The sequence below is a fragment of the Curtobacterium sp. MCBA15_012 genome (genome assembly GCF_001864935.2).
Taxonomy (GTDB): Bacteria; Actinomycetota; Actinomycetes; order Actinomycetales; family Microbacteriaceae; genus Curtobacterium.
In genome coordinates this window covers 213,212-230,837 of record NZ_CP126267.1, presented here as the reverse complement: position 1 = coordinate 230,837, position 17,626 = coordinate 213,212, and the positions used below count along the sequence as shown (strand labels likewise).

The following is a 17,626-nucleotide window of genomic DNA, read 5'->3' as shown; positions in this document are numbered from 1 at the left end:
CAGGGGCAGGGTCGGCGGCGGCAGATCGAGTGCAACTTATCAACGCAAAGCTCCGACGCATGGGCCCTCCGACAGCAGGCGCCCCTTGAGTCGATCGAGACGCCGGCTCAACCGCCCGCGTTAGTAGCGCTGTGCCGCAGCCGTCACGAGGTTGCGGCGGCAGCGTACTGCGGGGGACGGCGATCGTAGAGGACGTCTAAGGGCGACCCGTCACTCCACATCCCTTGGAAGTCCAGCATCTCACTGGTGGCGAGTTGCAGGTCATCGTCAAAGGTGCCCGCCAGCGCCAGCGCCGCACAGTGCTGTCCGACTCCGGCGATGATGTCCGCGACCTGAATCCGCGAATCGGTTCGGGAATCAGTTTGGCGGATCGCTTGCAGGTCTGCGGCCGGCAGCAACCGCCCGGTCACGGTGAGGTCCTCACGTGCGGTTGAGATGATCGACGCGATGAGCGACTCAGTCAGGGTCGAGTACCTATCGACGAGCAGCTCGAACGGCACGTCGCCAAGGCGGATCCTCCAGTTGGCCGCAACGGCACGGAGCGTGCTGAACATGGGGTCCATCTCACGCAGCTCCCCCAAGCGCGCTCCTTCGTAGTCGAACGCGAAGAAGCGCGCCGACCACAAGTCATTGAGCACCTCCTGCACGCTTGGGTCCCTGGAGCGTGCACGCGCTTCGGCAAGGATGGAAAAGAACTTTTCCGAGCTTGGTGGGACGGCGTTCGCTCTCGCGTACACCCGAATCAGGTCGTTGTAGCGCCGCAGAAGTTGCCGCCAGAAGGTTGCTCCGAGATCGACGGGAGCGAGGTTGAATAGCACGGACGCGTAGAATCGTCCGTAGCCGGTGCGTTCGATGTCGATGCCCCGCGCTTCTTGGGCGGCGGCCGTGAGCAGGGCAACCAACTTGGACGACACGTAGTAGGCCTTCTCGACGAGGTTGATGTTCACCCGTGGCGCGAGCGGCTCGAGCACGCGAAGAAGGTCCGCGCGATGGCGGACGTCGAGGACGATGCCTGATTTCACTTCGTCCCGCGCCGAACCGGTGATGGTCCGCAGCTGTGTCATGACGTCAGCGGCCTCCTCCGTGTCGAGATGCACGCTGGCGTGCACGAACACCGGATGCCGCGCGCGCATGAGGTTTTCGCCCTCCGCCCCCGACTCATCACATGCAATCGTGACGGTCTCCGCAACTGGCACTACCCGCCGCTCCCCTCCCGTTGGGCCTTTGACCACGGCGACGGGGTCGGGCCGGCCCGTTCCGGTACTGATCTGCCACGGTACGTCGACCGATGACGTACCGCCTGATCGTGACACATCGAACACCGAGGCAGACCCGCCCGACCCTCCACGGCGGAAGCAACCTCCACCATCGGCAAAACTATGTCGTTCAGCCAACTTTGTCGAGAGAGTCTTCCCAATGATGTCCCGGACGTGCAGGCCGCTGACGTCACCGGCGGTGAGGGAATCTTGAACTCCGCGAAGGTGGTGGCTAACAACGAGGACGGATGTGAGCCCTACCAGCGGTGCGGCAAAAGCGGTTGCAGTCCGGCGACGCCCGCCTGCGCCGGGACGGCGCTAGCGAGTTGACCTAGGCCGCTGTCGTGATGCGGCTGTCCGCGATGGTCAGGACACGGTCAGCCAACCGGTCAACGTATTCGCGCTCGTGACTGGTGAACACGATCGTCGTCCCCGCTTCCGCGGCCGCCTGGAGGCGGGCGGCAAGGGCCTCAGCGGACTCGGCGTCGAGGGCATTGAAGGGTTCATCAAGGATGAGTACCTCTGGCGACTCCATGAAGGCCTGGCAGAGTGAAAGCTTCTGCTTCATGCCGAGTGAGTAGTTCCGCACCCGTTGACGGGCTTCGGGGTCGAGCCCGAACGAGCGCATGGTGGTCGCGATGTCGTCGTCGCTGATCCGCTTACGGATTCTCGCGAGGGCTCGCAGGTTGTCCATGCCGGAGAGGTGGGCCAGCGCGCCGGGGCGGTCGATGATGACGCCGAAGTTGTCGGGGAAGGTGCGCCCGGAGTTCAGGTACCGGGGGTCGATCTCTACGGTTCCGGAATCGGGGCGGAGGAAGCCACAGAACAGTCGGAACATCACCGACTTCCCTGATCCGTTGGGTCCGACGAGCGCGTGTGTTTGGCCCTGCTCGATGGCGAGGGTGACGTCGGTGTAGAGCGGTCGGCCTTGGTAAGCCTTTGAGACGTTGGTCAAGCTGATGACAGACACGATGATTTTCCTCCTAAATCAGCGGAAGGCTGCGGGGGTGGACGAACTGGCGATGAGGCGCGTGACCGCCAGTAGAACGACGGCCGCAATGGCTGGCGCTGTGGCTGCGGATAGCTGGACTCCGGATACACCCGGGTTGATGCTTAGGCCGGCGAAAACGTTGAGTTGACCGAGGTCAATGACGAACGGGTAACCGAGTACGAGCGACCCGCCAACGGCGATCGGCCAGGCGACGTCGACCGGTGTGACCCAGAACAGTACAAGGGCGAGAGCGCAGTAGAACAGCGTCTGCGCGGCGACGAGGGCCGCGACTGCTCCGATCGCGCGGAGTGAGCGCTGGTCTTGCTGATGCATAAGAAGGATCAGTGCTGCGCTGCCAGTTGCGACGCCTGTGAGAGCGAGGCCGCGGACGGCGGCGCTGGACACCCACCGGCCATATGTGCCTCGACGGATGAGGTCGTAGGTGAGGTATTCGCTGGTGCGGGCGGTGAGCCAGGCATAGAAAACTGTCGCTGTTCCGATCGGTAGGAGCAACGTGCGCGCATAGCCATCGACTGAGCCGTACCGTCCGGGGAGCAGCGACGGCAGTATCGCGCTCACCCCGCCCGTCGCCGCGAGCGCGGGGGCCATGCCGACCAGCGCGCAACCAATCACGACGACGACGCCCCAGCCAGTTGACAGCCATCCGATGAGTCCGGTCGTGTTCCGGTCAGCTTTGAGTACCAAGAGAAGTGAGCCGCCGACCATGACAGCCGCTGCGACGACCGCGCCCATCAACCTCTGCCAGCCAAGCGCCCATGCGAGGTTGAACAGCGGTGTCGGATCAAGCAGCGGAACGTTCGTGAGAACGCCGAAGCTTGCTATGGCGGTGAGACCGGCAAAAGCGAACAGGAAGACTCCTGCGAGCCGTGGCGACCTGATCGCGATCGCATGATGCGCGATCGCGATGACGAGCAACCCGATGAGCAGGTATCCGCTCTGCAATATGGCCGCGAGAAGCGGCGAATACACCGTGCCTGCCAACGTCGTTGGGCCGATGACGAGGATTGATTCTGCGTGCAGCGTGGTCCGCAGAGTCGCTGCACTCCACGACCAGCTGACTCCGGAGGGAAGTGCGATCACCACGTAGGCGATGTTGGCAAGCAAGATCGCCGCGGCAGCCGCACCCCCAACCTCTCGCAGGTGGGCCGCTGCTCCAGCAGCATGCGACCCATACCGCATCAGTGCGTCTGGCTGACGAACGGTCGCAGATCCTCGAAGGAGGACAACGGTCCAGACAACGAGCGTCGCCATGCCGACAATCTGCGTGTTCGACGCTTCCACGAAATACAGGTCCCACATGTTCGTGCCACGCGAGGGAGGTCGCACGGCTGCGCCTGCGAGCCCGATGAGCACGGCAACGCCTGTTAGCCCGACTACGGCCGGGGAGAGCAGAGCCCTCCCGAACGACTGCATCATGCGAACCGTTGATTCGTGGGCGATCGAGCTATGAGGACTGTCCCAGCCGCCACCGCACCGATCGCCAGAACGACGGTCGCGGCGGATGCAGCAACGATTGGGAGGTGCTGAAGTCCGGTGGGGTACACCGCGGTCACCAAGAACGAATACTGTGATTGGCCAGCGATCTGCGCGACAACGCTCTGACCGAGGTACAACGCCACCGGCACCATCAGGGCAATCACGCGGCGGCGGATCAATAACACGCTAACGAAGGCCAAAGCGGCGAAGACGGCACCGTTGATGGCAAGCCACGAAGCGGCGGCCATGCCGAATACCCAGTGGCCGCTGCTGAGGAAACGAGCGAGCGGGTCCGAAGCCTGGACCGCTGTCTGCACCTCCGCAGTGGAACGGCCGAATCCCGACGGGTCAACTGCGTGTGGCCAGGCGGACGGCGCGACGTACTCAGCGACGACGAACCAGACGATGCCGACGATGAAGAACGCGAGCGCAGCGGCGCCGATACCGCTGAGCGCACGGTGAGCAAGATGAGTTCGGATTGATCGTCGGGTTCTGCTTGACACGATCCAACGGTCGTGCAGCTCAGCAGCAACTTGCCCCCCTCCAAGAAGGGAGGCTGCGATCGGAAGCAGAAGACGAGTGGGGCCGTTGGCAAACTGGCCATAGAGCCCGGCGAAGCTACTCACCTGGCTGGAGGCGATACTTGTCGCGCCACTCCAAAGGGTGAGACCGAGTATGACCACTGCGACAAGGACTGCGGCAAGAACATTTCTCATGACATGCCTCCTGGGCAAGACCGGGCCGCGACGATCCTGCGTCGCGGCCCGGTGAAGGTGACTCAGTTGGTCTTGAACCAACCGGAGATAGCGACATCCACGACAACCCAGGCGTTGTTCGTGACGATCAGCCGGGTCCGCTGTCCCGACTTGGTCTTGTCCTCGATGGCGTAGGTGTAGTCCTCGCCGAGGCCCTTCTTTTCCGTGTACTGCGTGCCCGTCGTCACGTTCTGGGCCTTGACGTTGGCGCTCGAGCCGCCACCCAGACCACTGAAGCGAATCGACGCGTTGGCACCCGTATTGGCCTTCGTCTGCGTCGCGAAGTACCGCGACTGCTGATACGAGTTCATGATGCCGCCGAACGCGGTCTGCGACGTGGAAGCTGATGCCGCGGTCGCACCCCCCGCGACAAGGATCCCTGCCAGCGCTACCCCTGCAAGCACATTTCGAGTCTTGACCATGTGAAATCCCCTCTGGTTCCAAAGTTGGGCGAACACCCAACAGCAGTCTGGTGATCCTTCCGCGAGGTGTCAACCACGTGAGAGACCGAACGTGAGCAGCCCCCTTCCTCCGCTGAGCGAGCGGCTGGTCGACACACCCGTCTGACGTCAGCGGAGGAACGCGGTCACCCTCAGGGAGCGGCTTGCATCCGCACCCAGCCAGACAGGTAGAAGGGCTCGACGGTGTGCTGCGAGAAGGCCGCTTCGGAGAAGCCGGCCATGAATGTGCGGCAGCGGGAGTTACGTGACGACGTTCGCGGTGGCCGCAGGTACGGCGGAGTGTCGAGTGTTGCGCGTCGGTTGTGCTGCCCGCGAGCAGACATTCACCGCGCCGCCGTCTGCAACGCTATGAGTTCGCACCGGCCGCAGGGCCGATCCTCAAATAGCACCGCGCGGAGCGCCCCGTCGACTCTGTTTCGACGCCGGCGGCACCGAGGACAAAAATAGGCGCCTTACGAAGGGTTCGGGAATCATGCCCGGATGGATCCACTCCGCGGCGCCGCGGGTTGCTTTGAGATACCGATTCCCCAGAAGTCGGCGGTGTCCATGCTGCTAGAGACGCCAAGCATGCTGAGCGCGTTTCGCGACACTCCTCTGTACTTGAGTGTCTCGTATGCTTGCTCGACGGTCCTGACCGCTGTCGGGAGCGGCCGGCTCGCTGCACGAAAGGGCTGCCGCACGAGGTTCAGAACAGGTTCGGGGTCGATCTCAGCCGCGTGGACGACACCTGGCCGGTGCCCCCTGCCGATGAGGTCCGTCACCCCCACCGCTAATCGCTGCACGCTGATTGCAGCGACGGCAATGTCTGGGCCGCCAAGCCAGGCGTTCTCCGCGAGCATGAACTGCACAAGCGGTGGAACAACCCACCGGTCACCCGGCCCGTGAATCACGTGCGGTCGAATGACGGTCCCGCCAGCCTCAAGGACGACGTCCTCGGCGGCGGCCCGAGCGACGGACAACGCCGAAGATGGGTTTCGCGTCATCCGGTTCGGGTTGCCGAACCTTCCAGATGCTTGGCCGTACACACCGGTGGTGCTGATGTAGACAACCGGCGTCTCGGTTCGGTTCGCCGCCGCTGTCAGCCGATGCGTCGCACGGACGTTGCCATCCCACAGCGACTCGAGCGAGCCCGCCGTCGTCGACGCGGCGTGCACAACGACCTCGTACCCTTCGAGACCCCTGAGATCATCGTGTCGGAGGTCGGCGACGACAGCCGACGGGATGGCCCGATTTCGCCTTCGGAGCACCGGCGTAACTTCGTGTCCCGCCGCTTCAAGGGCAGTAAGCAGCTGTGCACCGATGAAGCCGCTGGCGCCGGTGAGAAGTGCCCTCATGCGCGCAGCCCAGCGGCCACGACGGTGGGACCGATACGCTCGCTACAACGGTTCAGCGGAAGGATGCACGGATGCCAGACGAACGAGCCCCGCAACAGGAGCGCTCGTTGGCGCGTCGCGCCGCGATTCTGGACTCTGCTGCGTCGGTTTTTGACCGGGTCGGTTATGGCACGGCCAGCTTGTCCCAGATCGCTAATGATGCACGCGTCGGTCAGGGTCTGATCTACTTTTACTTCCGAACCAAGGAAGCGATCGCGCTGGCCGTCATCGAAGAGCAGAACGCCCGAACCTTCGCCGTGATGCGTGAGCATGCTGATGCCGAGTCGCCACTGTCGATGCTGGTCCGCGCGTCGCGCGGCATCGGGCAGTTGCTTCTGGACGATGCCATCGTCCGAGCCGGCATCAGGTTGTCGCTGGAGCAGGGAATCTTCGCCGATCCGACTTCTGACTTCTACGACCAGTGGATTCAGGGCGTCATTGATGCGTTCGCTGCCGCCGATGCTGCCGGGGAGTTGGATACCGCTCTCTCTCCTGAGCGGCTCGGTGCGAATGTCGTCGCAACCTTTACCGGCGTGCAGCTGGTATCGAACGTCCGCACCGAGCGACGAGATCTGATGAGCTCGCTGGAGACGATGTGGACCGTCTTGGTGCATGGACTTGCAGCGGCGTCGAGCCAGGACCGGCTCAACGCTGTCGTTCGAGAAACCTTCAGCGCTGCGAGCGGTATTCATGACTCGGTAGCCAAGGACGCGGAGACCTGAACTCCGAAGACGTCATCAGCAAGAACATCTGCAGTGTCGATCGCGCGGCCACCAACCATGACGTTTCGGCGATTCTGCAACTGCAAATCAACGACGCTGGCTGACTGTGGGCGTGCAGTGTGTCGGACGAACCGTGCGCGGCGCATCCACATGTTGCCGCTGCGGTCACGCGCTTTCGGGTCACCACCGTAGAGCGCAACTTGCGACATCTGCGCCGCGAGCATCATCGCCTCGAGAAACGACATCAGCGAAGGCTCCGTCGCGCGCCGGTCGTATGTGCACTGCACTCGGCGGTCCGCGTCAAAACGGATGTCAGAGGCTTCGCCTGGCGCCCAACCTTCGTCAACGATGGGCACGTCGGACGCCCGCGCGAGCCGCGACTCAACCTTGAGCGTCCCAACACTGTGCTGCAGGACAAGCTCGTCGTGCTCAGGATCGAGCGCGACCGCCGTGTGCACCGGGACAGCGCCAAGCTGCTCCCAAGGCCGAGCACCCGCACGCACTGTCAGCGACCGTTCGTCGGCGAACTCCGCAAACGACCCGTGCCTCGTGAGAGACGCGCGAACCTTCCCGGCGATCCGGATCGCGTCGACAGTACTGAGGTGCGGAGTGCGTTCAACGCCCGCCTTCTGCGACCAGTCCTCGGGGTAAGTCATTCGCGCCGTGCATGTGAACTCAAGTGCTCGCTCCTGGGCGGGCTCGGACATCTGAAGCGCCACGCGACGGTGCCCGCTTCCCAGGTACCTGTTATGAGCCGCACCGAGGTAGGCGTCAAACCCCCGCTGAGGCTCATCGACGTGCTGAACCGTGGATTCAAAAAGTGACAAGGGAGCGCCTTTCAGGTGATCAAGCGTTAGTTGGTCGACCACCTGAATTTAGGGCAGCTCTAAACTTGGTTAAACACCCAGGAATGGGACTTGCGACGAGGGTGCTGTGGCAAGCGCGGCGACTCGGGGCGGGCACCCCCCCTCCGATGCCGTCATTCGTCGCGCTAGGCCGAGCGGGACGCCATGGCGCGGTCGGATAACCGCGGCTCTATCGCCTCCGAGACGGGTCTGTTCACGATCGTCACGCACGACGTCGCATGCCGACGTACAGACAGCTGCAGACGGCGGCGAGATACCACCTCGCCACCTCTGCGAGAAGACCGCCACGAGCTGGAGGCCTCACTGGCCAGAGTTCACGACAAGCCAGACGCACCCAAATTCGCCCTTCACTCCACGCTTGGCCCTCCCGTTGCCCCGCTCTACACGCTTCGTCATAAGTTGGTCGTTCACACAACTATGCTCTGACGAAGGAAGGCCGCGATGGACTGGCGTCGGGGGGGGGAGGCCGCATCGCCAAGCGCCGACGGCGCGATGGCCTCGAACGCGACAGGTGCGCTCGAAGCGCAAGGCGTTGCAGGACCCACCCGTGCAAAGCCCCTTCCCTCGAGCTGGTCTGAGCACTGACCAACCGCTCTTCGTCACGCATCGCAGCACGACCCGGACCAGACCGGAAGGGTCGGCATGAACGGTGAACGTCGAGGCGCCCGCCGGAACATCGGAACGGGCCCTCTTCGTGGAAACAGTTCGCTCAGAGCGTCGCGCTCCTCCTGCACCACCCACAACTATTCGCAACCCTGAAAGAGGCACCATGTACGTCCCCTATCTGTATGGCCGCCAAGAGGAACTCCGAGCATTGGCAGACCTCGCGCCGGGATTGGCACAACACGGCCGAGTGATCCCGATGATTGAGCCCACGGAGAACCGGTCGCTCCTGCACTCAAAGATCGCGGAGTCGCGCGGGGTCGGTGCTGAAATGATGATCGTGGCGAACCCGACCCGCGGAGATCTTGCCAACCCAGCCGCTGCTGCTGCAGTCCTTACAAGCCTTGCACCGGATCTCGCAGACGCCGCGCACGTGCGTCCAGTGTTCCGAGAGAGCCCGGGGCAAGGAATCCCGGAACTCGCGGTGTTCCTCACCCAGTACCCGAACCGACCGGTAGGCATCGTGCTGACGTCCAACGCCATCGCCCCCGCGGCGCTCGCAACGGCGCTCGCCAGCAGTGACTACCTTGTTTTCTTCGCTCCGGAGATGGACCCGGCGCCGTACAACGCTTCGATACCAGCAGGGCGAAGCATCGTGATCAGCAACAACTTCCCGGGTCGAACGCGAAACATCGACTACACGGCGACGCTCGACGAGTACTTCAGCGACGAACTCATCACTTGGCGAGGCGCTGGCTGGGCCGGTTTCTCAGACTTCACGGTCCTACCGCCCGAGTCGTTCGCATCGTCGGGCGGTCCGGCATTGGCCCTCGCTATCCATCTCTCCTATATGGATGGGCAGCAGATGCGAGTCCGACACTTCGTTTCCGGCGCCGGAGCGCGCGGCCAAAATGCGCCAAAGTGGGCTGTCGTCCTCCCAGATCTGCAGGCCGTTGTGTCCACAAATCCCACCATGTTTGAGGACACCGCGGGCCTTCGAGCGTTCCTCGGCCAGGCCGGCGGAGCCTACACAAGTCCTGGAACCAGCAAGCGGCAGCAGATCGGTCACCACGTGGAGGGCGTCGCCGCGAACATGACACCCTGACGCGTGGCTCTTGCGGCTTGCTGCATGCATCCGCTTAAGCCATCCGGCCGCCGAGATGCTCGCCGAGTGCACCGTCCCGAGCATCTCGGCGGCCGTCGTGTCCATCGCCGCATAGCAGCGGTTGATGAACGAACTTCGCTACACGACTACACTCCCGGACGTGGATGGGACTCCGAATCGAACGCAGGGTGCCCTCCTGGCGTCCGTGTTCTCACCGGTCACCCTGCGAGAACTCAGCCGTGAGCAATTCGGAGGTCACGCCCGAAGGTTGGCAATCCTAGGTGAACTCGTTCGGTCGCGTCCGGAAGCTACGCTAGCTGAGGCCTTCGACGCAGCGCGGGACCTTCTTGCTCGTGGCTACCGCAGCGAGTACGTGTTCAAAAACGACATAGTATCCCGCGCTGTGTTCGGTAGGCACAGTCCTCGAACAGCTTCGGCGCTGATCGAACAGCCCATGGGGGCTTCCATCGCGGATGTTGTCGTGCTCAATGGCACGACCACTGTTTACGAGGTGAAGACTGACCTCGACGATTTCACTCGACTCCCGGCTCAGTTGCGGGACTACCGCTCCCGAGCGGAGCACGTGTACGTCGTGACATCCGTTGGGAGGGCCGCAGAAGCAGCAGCCATCGCGCCGGACGATGTTGGTGTGCTCGCGCTACGTCGACGGGGCAACCTCAGCACGATTCGTCAAGCATCGTCCAATATTGGGCGCTTAGTTCCGCAGCACCTCTTCGAGCTCTTGCGGACCCCCGAACGGCAAGACGCACTGCGCATCACCCACGGATACACTCCGAACCCACATCAGGGTCACGGGTGGGATGAGATGCAACACCTTTTCGCCGAACTCTCACCTCAGATTGCGCATGATCGCGCGCTTGAGCAGCTCCGGAAGCGCGCAAAGAACGTCGAACACCTAGTCAACTCGCCAACGTTCCCAGCGAGCCTCCGAGCGCTTGCATACGCCGCACCAACATCCGCTATCGGCGCGAGACGGATTGAACACCGGCTATCACAGCCGGCGGCGACCTTTCGATTGGTCGCGTAAGAACGCGTGCACGTGGGCCCTGCTCCTACCGGCGGCCGATATGGGCAAGTTGATTAGACGAATCGACCGCTCGGTCACCAGTCGACGATCGGTACGGGTCCTGCCCGGATCGGCGCGCCGGGTGCCGTGGAGAATAGCTGCTGGTGTCACAAATACAAGGAGCAGCAGGCGCCGTCACTCGACACCCTCGAGAATCTCCGATAACTGCCGAAGCGCCGGTCCAGGATCGCGCACCCTGCGGGTGCTTCGTTAAGACAACGAAGGCCATCGTATGCCACGCTGGGAGGAGTCCCCAACAGATTGGAGCCATCATGGCACAGAAGGTCACCACCCACCTCGTCGACGATCTCTCCGGCGACGTCATCGAACCCGGCAAGGGAAGCACTGTCCAGTTTGCTTTCGACGGCAGCAATTACGAAATCGATCTCACCGACGACAACGCCGATAACCTCCGCGAGGCGTTCTCCGACTACATCGCCGCGGCGCGCAAGGTCACCGGCCGAAGCGGCCGTTCGACGTCCGCGAAGGACCGCAGCAACCCGGACGAGCTGGCGAAGATCCGCGAGTGGGCTGCAGCGAACGGCCACGAGGTCGCCGCCCGCGGCCGCATCAGCCAGCAGGTCCGCGACGCGTACGCCGCGGCAAACTGACCGCCGCCGCTACGCTGAGTTCCGGCTCGCCATACTCGAGCCGAACGACCGGGTCGCCTCCCCCCAAGGCGTCCCGGTCGTTTCTCTTTCACGCTGCGAGGTACTCCCCCGTGTCGGCGTTTCGCCGCTGAGTACGGGTACGTCTGGTCCAGGCGTCCTTGAGCGCTCTCCGCCGCGATTGATTGGCGCAGTCCGGGCAGCCGCTCGGGCTGCCCATGTCGAGGTGGTTCGTGGGCCGCTGTGCGAACGCGCCGTGCGTTCGGCAGAGGATGGTGACCTCCGTGTGCTGGTCTACGAACTCGACTGCCGAGTAGTCGTACCGGTCGCCGTGCATTGCGGCGGCTTGAGTCTCGAACCGTGCACCGCGCACCGTCGCCTTTGAGTTGCGGCGGCCGGAGCAGTCGGGGCAGCGCTGCCCGCGCTTGTGCTCGTTGGGCTCCTGGTCGAAGTCGCCGTGGTCGGGGCAGCCGATGGTGACCTTCGTGTGCGCGTTGACGAACATGGCGGGCACCTGCTCGTAGTCGTACCTTCCGTCATGCCTGACAGTTGCAGCGTCGAGGAAGGCTTGAAGACGGACGTCCCGGGAGTGGGTGGGCATGGGCGGGTGCTCCTTCTGATGTGAGGTACCTGCCCTATGCGCGGTAGCGGGGGTGAGTTGTGCGAACTACTCGCGTCGTAATCGGTACGGTCGTTGCCGTGCATGAGAAGATCGCTCCGTTCCAGCCCGCTCGCCTCCGAGAGGTCTGGCGCTTGGCGTGGGTGAAGGCGGTAGCAACGAGTCCTAGCCAACAGGGCACAGCAGGTGCGGCCCGACGTCACAGACGCGGTGCTCGCAGAACGCAGCGCGAGCTTCGAGGCACCGGTGGAGCAAGACCCGTTCGTCATCGACGCGACTTCCAGGAGCGACCCAGCGACCATCGCAACCACCGCCGAGGCAATCGCGGCCGCCACCGTCCGGTAGGCGATCCTTGGGCCCCCAACCGGGACGCCCCTCCGGATATGTGCTCACGTATGCGGTGTGGAGTCCTTCTTCCGTAGAAGAAGGCCGAGCGGCGCGGTGATGAGGACGGCCAGCGTGAGTGTCATGAGGGATGCGACGTTTGCCTGGCGCGCAGCTTCTGCAGTACCTGCAGCAGTCACGTACTGCGTCCGGGTGAACAGCCTGAAGCAGATGTCCAGCGAGAGTGTGACGAGTAACGCAGTCAGGGGGAGGGCCCACGGCAGCCATGCCGCCGGCGGGCGCGACCAATGCAGGAGAAGACACGCCGCAAGACTGATGGCAATCAGGATCGCGAACGTCACGAACCAGCCCCACCCGAAGTAAGCGAACGCAGTTCGTGTAGCCGCGTTCGACCAGGATGCTTGTTCCGTGGGCCAGTAGCGAACGAGCAGGAGATTACCCAGGACCGTCGCGGCCAGCCAAGACAGAGCGACGACGATCCCGAGCGGCGCTGACCGACGGTCGCTAAACCGTCGAGTGTGCGCGACTGCGCGTGTTCGACTGGTCACGTCGCACATGGTCCCATGACCTCCGCAGATTGAAGAGCAACGCGAATCGCTTGGCAAGAGCATCCTGCCGCTGGGCCAAGTCTTCGAGGAACGCCTCCGCGATGAGTACCCTTGTGGTTTAGCGTCGCATCATGAGCGAGTTCTTCGTCGCAGGCAGCTGGCGGAATCGAGCAGCGGTCCTCACCGTCGTGGAAGCCTTGGAGAGCATCGGGGTGTCGTCCTACTCCTTCGTTCGGACTGAGTACGACGAGGACGCGGCAGCACTGGCCGCTCCAGGAGGAGCAGATAACGCTGCGCTGGACTCGACGGAGGTACGGAAGCTCTTCGAGCAAGACCTCGCCGCGCTTCGAGCGGCTGAGCACTTTGTGCTCGTGCTTCCGGCTGGCGCAGCGGCGCATACTGAAGCAGGGATTGCGTTCGGCCTGGGCAAGCGGTGCTGGGCCGTAGGTCCTGTTGATCGATCCGAGACTCTCTACCGATTCTTTGAAGCGATGCCTGCTCACGCGGTCGGTCTGGTCAAACACATCGCGGCTCTGTCAGCAGTCCGGTAGCCGATCCCGATGCGGTTAAGCGGAAGGATCATCTGCCCTCTGCAGCTCGCAGCGCGCGCAGGTGCACCGTGGCCCAGGAGCGATACGGCTTCCACGCCTCGGTGATCTCATCGAAGGAGCGATCGGTTCCGTATCGTCTCGTGATTTCGTCGCTCAGCTTGCCTTCGTGGTGTGGCAGCACGTCGGGGAAGTTCGCGCCGCGGATCACCACGAGCTCGGCCGAGAACGGTCCCATCCCCAGGATGCCCTGCACCTGCACGAACGCCTCAGCCGACGGCATCGATCGGAGGAACGAGCCGGAGAGTCTGCCGTCGAGCGCGGCCTCGGCGATCGCGTGCAGGTACTCCGCCTTGCGTCCGGGCAGGACCAGTGATTCCGCGAACAGCGCGGCAGGAGACGGGAAGGCTCCGTCGTCGCCGAGCTGCTGTGTGAGCCGTGTCTTGATCGCGGCCGCCTGCCGGATTTGCAGGCGTTGCGACAGCACCGACCAGACGGCGGCCTCGTAGGGCGAGAAGAAGCCGCACGGACGGAAGCCACGGAGCTGCGCCTGCGCCTCCGCGATGACCCCGTCGCGCATCGCGACGTCGGGCCAGCTGCGTCCGTCGATGTCGATCGACAGCAGCCGGCGGACCTGGTCGGTCGCGGCATCCAGATCCCCGGTGCCATCGACCACGATGCGGACGGACGGCCCGTCTTGGGTGATGACGGCGTCCACCCGCTGCCAGTCGGTGTCGCACAGGAAGGTGGTCTGGATGCCCGCTGCCTGCGTCTGGGACGCGAGCCTGCCGGGGGTGAAGCCCTCCCAGAACCGCCTGCTGGTGGCGAGCGACCAGGGCCCGACGACGTCGTGGACCGTCTCGAGTCGCGACACGGCGCTCAGTGCACGTACACCGCTGCCTCGGTGTCGGACACCTGGGGCAGCAGCTCGGACTTCGAACCACGGATGAACACGGCCGCGATGATCGATGCGAGCACCAGTCCGATCGCCGCAGCGAGGAACGCGACGGAGTACCCGCTGGTGAACGCGTCAAGTTGTGACCCGCCGGCGCCGAAGTCGGCCACGCGTGCGGCGTAGAGGGCGGTGAAGACCGACAGACCGATCGACCCGCCGATCTGCAACGCCGAGTTCAGCGTGGCCGAGGCCGCCCCGGCGTCGTGCGGCGCGACACCCGTCAGCGCGAGGTTCTGCAGTGGGACGAACACGAACGCCATGCCGAGCCCCAGCACGATCAACGCCGGCAGCACCTGCACCAGGTACGAGCCATCGGCAGTGACGCGGCTGAGGTAGGCCAGGCCGATCGCGGAGACCAGGGGTCCGCCGATCATCATGGGACGCGGGCCGATCGTTGACAGCAGCTTCGTCGCGACCGGCACCATGACCATGATGCTCAGCGTGATCGGCAGCGTCGCCAAGCCGGCGAGCAGCGGGTCCATCCCCAGCACGATCTGCAGGTGGAACGACACGTAGAGCATGGCCCCGATCATGACGCTGCCGACGATCATCTGGACCAGGAAGGCTGCTCCTCGAACCCGGTCGGTGACGACCCGGAGCGGCAGCAACGGCTGCGCCACGCGGCTCTCGACCACCACGAAGAGCACCAGCAGACCGGCGCCGAGTGCGAGGAACCCGACCGTCTGGATCTGGCCCCAGCCGTGCTCGGCGAGGCTGAACCCGTACACCAGCGAACCCAGTCCGAGCGTGACAGTGACAGCCCCGACCAGGTCGTAGCGGTTGTTGCCCTCGGCCTTGGACTCCTGCACCAGCAGCAGCCCGCCGATGAGTCCCACGACCACGAAGAACACGTTCACGAGCAAGCACCACCGCCAGTCGGCGAACTCGGTCAACACACCTCCGAGCACGAGTCCCACAGCGGCACCAGCCCCTGCGACCGCCCCGAAGACCGCGAAGGCGGTGTTCCGCTCGCGGCCGCTCGGGAACGTCACGGTCAGCAGCGCCAGTGCCGCCGGGGCCAGCAACGCGGCGAACACACCCTGCAGACCGCGAGCGACGATCAGCTCGGTGCCGTTCTGGGCGAGGCCGCCGAACGCGGAGGCCGCACCGAAGCCGAGCATGCCGACCAAGAAGGTGCGCTTGCGCCCCCAGTAGTCAGCGACTCGACCGCCCAGGAGCAACAGGGCACCGAACGCCAGGGCGTAGGCAGTCACGACCCACTGACGTTCCAGGTCAGTGAGGCCGAGTTCCTGCTGCGCCTGCGGCAGCGCGATGGTGACGATCGTGCCATCGAGCACCACGACGAGTTGGGTGAGCGCAAGGACGACGAGCGCCCACCAACGCTGGGGAGAAGCGGATGTGCTGAGCGCGGTCCGCGACGACGTCGACATGGGAAGACCTCCGGGCTTCGATTGGGAACGCCGGAGGTTTTCAGCCCCGGATCGCCTGTGCTGATGCACGAGGTCGACCACACCGATGGGAATCGGTCAGAGCGCCACAATATCCCACATCCGACCCGGCCGCCTCACCTGGAGACCACTTCGTCAGCGATACGATCGACGCGTTCACCTTCGTGAAGCGGTCGTCCTGCAAGGGCGGTCCGGGGCTGGAAACCCTCGCATCCAGCCCCGTTGACTCTGCGTCGACTGACCCTCGCGAGAGGTGGCTGGCGTGCGTTCCAAGCACAGGAAGCAGCCATACGCATGCACACCCACCACTCGTCTCCCGCCGCTCCGCTGACCGACCAGGTCATCATCATCACCGGAGGCTCCAAGGGCCTCGGCGCGGCGATCAGCGCCAACTGCGCGGCAGCAGGAGCCCGCGTCGTCCTCGTCGGCCGCAATGGTCAGGCACTGCGTGAGCACGCCGCGACGCTGGGCCGGGCTGCCAGCTGGATCCAGGCAGACCTGAACGACCCGGCGGCACCGACCGAGGTCCTCGCACAGACCCTGGAACGCCACGGACGGGTCGACGGGTTGGTCAACAACGCGGGCACCGCGCACTTCGCACCGATCGAGCGGATCAGCGCGAGTGACATCGACGCGACGATGTCACTCGACGTCCGCGCACCGCTGCTGCTGTCCGGCGCGGCCGCGCCGGTAATGCGTGACGGCGGGAGCATCGTCAACGTCTCGTCGACACTGTCTGCTGTCGGCAGCCCGGCAACGGCGCTCTACGCGGCAGCCAAGGGAGCACTCGACGCGGCCACTCGCGCGTTGGCAGCAGAGCTCGGCCCCCGCAACATCCGTGTGAACGGTGTCCGGCCCGGTCTGACCCGCACCGAGGCGACCGAAATCGCCCACAGCGACGGCGTCCTGTTCGAGACGTACCGAGCAACGGTTCCCCTGGGCCGCACCGGGACCGGCGACGAGGTCGGCGACGCAGTGGTGTTCCTCCTGAGCTCGGCCGCCGCGTTCATCACCGGGCAGACACTGGCTGTCGACGGAGGGCACACCACCTCCAACCTCGCCGTCCGCCCATCGGCCGATCGGCACTAGAGCAATCCAGAACAGGCCCCTCGCCCGCGTCGTTCAACCGAGCGACCGGTGAGGGCTCGGCCATGGGCCGAGCAGATCACAGGCGCCGCCCGGTGTTCTTGGACGTCTCGATAGACGTTCGTCTATCGAGACTGGCCCTCTCCGCGGTGCGCGGGCTTCAGGGTGCTGAGGTGGCGCTCGATGCGCGATGGATTGTGACGGCTTCGCAAATCAGGACGAACCGCCGATGCAGGGGTTCTGGAGAGCTAATCGCCGCTGAGGCGAGTACCGCGCCAAGCAGCAGCGCAACGACGTCACTGGTGTCAACGTCATCGCGGAGCGTCCCGTCGACCCGTCCTGCTGTGAGGATGGCGTCGATTACGGCGGTGACTCGTTCTCTCGCTGACGGCACGCCACCAGCCTCAGTGGTCGCCGCGACCACGAGGACGTCCCGAATCTCCCTCTTGGCGAAGACGAGATCGGCATATCGTCGCGCCCACGCCACAAGAGCATCCGCGGCGGAACTCTTCTCGAGGAGGCCGGCCGCTGAGCTGGTGACCGCGTCCAGTTCCTCGCTGTAAACAGCGACGACGAGAGCCTCCCGAGTTGGAAAGTGTCGGTACAGCGTGCCGATTCCGACGTTCGCCTCGCGGGCGATCCGCTCAAGTGACACCACCTCTCCTGCCGTGAAGGCTGCCCGCGCGACAGTGATCAACCGTGCCCTGTTCTGGATGGCGTGCGCTCGCACCGGCAACCCACCAACAGGGCGTCGGACTGGACGTGACAAGGCCATAACGGAGGTCCCTCCGG

At 64.5% G+C, this 17,626-nt stretch carries 18 protein-coding genes; 6 read left to right on the top strand and 12 right to left on the bottom strand.

The annotated features are described in order from the left end of the window. Positions 1 to 143 precede the first annotated feature (143 nt). The 6 genes from QOL15_RS01150 to QOL15_RS01125 all read right to left on the bottom strand — a co-directional run bounded on the left by QOL15_RS01150 (position 144) and on the right by QOL15_RS01125 (position 6,294). On the bottom strand, positions 144 to 1,196 hold the full coding sequence (locus tag QOL15_RS01150) for a DUF3800 domain-containing protein (protein WP_139197381.1): 1,053 nt from the start codon (positions 1,194 to 1,196) through the stop codon (positions 144 to 146). A gap of 391 nt (positions 1,197 to 1,587) precedes the next feature. Continuing rightward, entirely contained in the window at positions 1,588 to 2,226 is a 639-nt protein-coding gene (locus tag QOL15_RS01145; RefSeq protein ID WP_071246306.1) for an ABC transporter ATP-binding protein, read from the bottom strand. Between the two features lie 18 nt (positions 2,227 to 2,244). Then, positions 2,245 to 3,621 (bottom strand): hypothetical protein, encoded by a 1,377-nt coding sequence (locus tag QOL15_RS01140; protein WP_139197382.1) that lies wholly within the window; start codon positions 3,619 to 3,621, stop codon positions 2,245 to 2,247. Positions 3,622 to 3,680: 59 nt separating this feature from the next. Further along, on the bottom strand, positions 3,681 to 4,247 hold the full coding sequence (locus QOL15_RS01135) for a hypothetical protein (RefSeq protein WP_139197383.1): 567 nt from the start codon (positions 4,245 to 4,247) through the stop codon (positions 3,681 to 3,683). Positions 4,248 to 4,522: 275 nt separating this feature from the next. Beyond that, positions 4,523 to 4,921: a hypothetical protein gene (locus tag QOL15_RS01130; RefSeq protein ID WP_139197384.1), complete on the bottom strand. Its 399-nt coding sequence runs from the start codon at positions 4,919 to 4,921 to the stop codon at positions 4,523 to 4,525. 509 nt (positions 4,922 to 5,430) lie between these two features. Next, complete coding sequence (locus QOL15_RS01125) at positions 5,431 to 6,294, bottom strand: NAD(P)-dependent oxidoreductase (RefSeq protein ID WP_083393896.1); 864 nt, start codon at positions 6,292 to 6,294, stop codon at positions 5,431 to 5,433. Between the two features lie 71 nt (positions 6,295 to 6,365). On the opposite strand from QOL15_RS01125, the gene QOL15_RS01120 reads away from it, so the two are divergent. Then, entirely contained in the window at positions 6,366 to 7,055 is a 690-nt protein-coding gene (locus QOL15_RS01120) for a ScbR family autoregulator-binding transcription factor (RefSeq protein WP_071246315.1), read from the top strand. Here QOL15_RS01120 and QOL15_RS01115 read toward each other — a convergent pair. Further along, positions 7,022 to 7,924 carry an AvrD family protein gene (locus tag QOL15_RS01115; RefSeq protein WP_175473812.1) on the bottom strand — a complete coding sequence of 301 codons (903 nt, stop codon included), beginning with the start codon at positions 7,922 to 7,924 and terminating at the stop codon, positions 7,022 to 7,024. The genes QOL15_RS01120 and QOL15_RS01115 overlap by 34 nt on opposite strands. Before the next feature lie 766 nt (positions 7,925 to 8,690). On the opposite strand from QOL15_RS01115, the gene QOL15_RS01110 reads away from it, so the two are divergent. From QOL15_RS01110 to QOL15_RS01100, 3 genes are all read left to right on the top strand, one after another. After that, on the top strand, positions 8,691 to 9,629 hold the full coding sequence (locus QOL15_RS01110; RefSeq protein ID WP_139197386.1) for a sce7725 family protein: 939 nt from the start codon (positions 8,691 to 8,693) through the stop codon (positions 9,627 to 9,629). A gap of 124 nt (positions 9,630 to 9,753) precedes the next feature. Beyond that, positions 9,754 to 10,677, top strand: a complete 924-nt coding sequence (locus QOL15_RS01105; protein ID WP_139197387.1) for a sce7726 family protein — start codon at positions 9,754 to 9,756, stop codon at positions 10,675 to 10,677. 311 nt (positions 10,678 to 10,988) lie between these two features. After that, positions 10,989 to 11,327, top strand: coding sequence for an Lsr2 family protein (locus QOL15_RS01100; protein WP_071246321.1), 339 nt, complete (start codon positions 10,989 to 10,991; stop codon positions 11,325 to 11,327). 88 nt (positions 11,328 to 11,415) lie between these two features. Here QOL15_RS01100 and QOL15_RS01095 read toward each other — a convergent pair whose 3' ends face one another. Beyond that, on the bottom strand, positions 11,416 to 11,925 hold the full coding sequence (locus QOL15_RS01095) for a DUF723 domain-containing protein (RefSeq protein ID WP_071246323.1): 510 nt from the start codon (positions 11,923 to 11,925) through the stop codon (positions 11,416 to 11,418). Positions 11,926 to 12,332: 407 nt separating this feature from the next. Beyond that, positions 12,333 to 12,836, bottom strand: coding sequence for a hypothetical protein (locus QOL15_RS01090; RefSeq protein ID WP_139197388.1), 504 nt, complete (start codon positions 12,834 to 12,836; stop codon positions 12,333 to 12,335). A gap of 131 nt (positions 12,837 to 12,967) precedes the next feature. Here QOL15_RS01090 and QOL15_RS01085 point away from each other — a divergent pair, with 131 nt between their 5' ends. Next, positions 12,968 to 13,387: a hypothetical protein gene (locus QOL15_RS01085; RefSeq protein ID WP_139197389.1), complete on the top strand. Its 420-nt coding sequence runs from the start codon at positions 12,968 to 12,970 to the stop codon at positions 13,385 to 13,387. Between the two features lie 28 nt (positions 13,388 to 13,415). Here the strand turns inward: QOL15_RS01085 and QOL15_RS01080 are convergent, their stop codons facing one another. Beyond that, complete coding sequence (locus tag QOL15_RS01080) at positions 13,416 to 14,258, bottom strand: DNA-3-methyladenine glycosylase (protein ID WP_071246326.1); 843 nt, start codon at positions 14,256 to 14,258, stop codon at positions 13,416 to 13,418. A gap of 5 nt (positions 14,259 to 14,263) precedes the next feature. Beyond that, on the bottom strand, positions 14,264 to 15,811 hold the full coding sequence (locus QOL15_RS01075; RefSeq protein WP_305405096.1) for an MFS transporter: 1,548 nt from the start codon (positions 15,809 to 15,811) through the stop codon (positions 14,264 to 14,266). Positions 15,812 to 16,042: 231 nt separating this feature from the next. On the opposite strand from QOL15_RS01075, the gene QOL15_RS01070 reads away from it, so the two are divergent. Beyond that, positions 16,043 to 16,837 (top strand): SDR family NAD(P)-dependent oxidoreductase, encoded by a 795-nt coding sequence (locus tag QOL15_RS01070; RefSeq protein WP_071246329.1) that lies wholly within the window; start codon positions 16,043 to 16,045, stop codon positions 16,835 to 16,837. Between the two features lie 157 nt (positions 16,838 to 16,994). On the opposite strand, the gene QOL15_RS01065 is transcribed toward QOL15_RS01070, so the two are convergent. Beyond that, a complete protein-coding gene (locus QOL15_RS01065) occupies positions 16,995 to 17,531 on the bottom strand; it encodes a TetR/AcrR family transcriptional regulator (RefSeq protein WP_175473813.1) in 537 nt (178 codons plus the stop codon). Positions 17,532 to 17,626 lie beyond the last annotated feature (95 nt).